1 protein-coding gene is annotated in these 935 nt (G+C 66.4%); it reads right to left on the bottom strand.

What is annotated here, in order from left to right; translation table 11 throughout:
* Positions 1 to 13 precede the first annotated feature (13 nt).
* The coding region (locus AX685_RS06930; RefSeq protein WP_082740663.1) for an IS3 family transposase at positions 14 to 935 on the bottom strand (922 nt) is incomplete at its 5' end.

Genomic DNA, 935 nt, shown 5'->3' on the forward strand with positions numbered 1-935 from the left:
TGACCCCAGTCTTTCATCCAGCGGCAACCAGAGACTGACCGTGGTTTTCGCGCATGAGCGCAGGTGAAGCAACGGGCGGGGTTAACCCCGCCCGTTGCTGTTCGAGCCCGGCTGCGAAGGCTGCCGGAGTAGCGTAGCCGAGCGACGAGTGCGGCCGCTCGGTGTTGTAGTCGTCGACCCAGCGCGCCAGGATCGAGCGGGCCTGGCGAACCGTGAAGAACAGCGTCTCGTTGAGCAGTTCGTCGCGCATGCGACCGTTGAAGCTCTCGGCGAACCCGTTCTGCGTCGGCTTGCCAGGCGCGATGTAATGCCACTCAATGCCGACATCTCCCGACCAGGCGAGCACCGCGTTCGACGTCAGTTCAGTCCCGTTGTCGCTGACGATCATCTTCGGCCTGCCACGCTCGGCGATCAGATCGGTCAACTCGCGCACGACCCGCCGGCCCGAGATCGACGTGTCCACTACCGCCCGGAGGCATTCGCGCGTCACGTCGTCGACGATGTTGAGCACGCGGAACCGACGCCCGGTGACGAGCTGGTCGTGAACGAAGTCCAGGCTCCAGCGCTGGTTGGGGAGCGCCAGCACCGGCGCGGGTGCCCGCGCGCCAACGGCGCGCCGTCGTCCCTTCCTGCGCCTGACCGTCAGGCCTTCCTCGCGATAGAGCCGCTGGGTCTTCTTGCGATTAATCGTGATGCCGTCCCGGCGGAGCAGGATGTGCAGCCGACGATAGCCGAACCGCCGACGCTGCTGCGCCAACTCGCACAGCCGCGACCGCAGGTCGCCATCATCCGCCCGACACGACCGATACCGCATGCTCGTGCGATCTGCCCCGATGACCGTGCACGCCCGCCGCTCGCTCATCCCCAACGTCGCCTGGAGATGCGCGACCGCTTGCCGCTTCGCGGCGGGCGTCACCACTTTTTTGACAACAGGT

Source organism: Sphingomonas sp. CCH9-F2 (assembly GCF_001556735.1).
Classification (GTDB): domain Bacteria; phylum Pseudomonadota; class Alphaproteobacteria; order Sphingomonadales; family Sphingomonadaceae; genus Sphingomonas; species Sphingomonas ginsenosidimutans.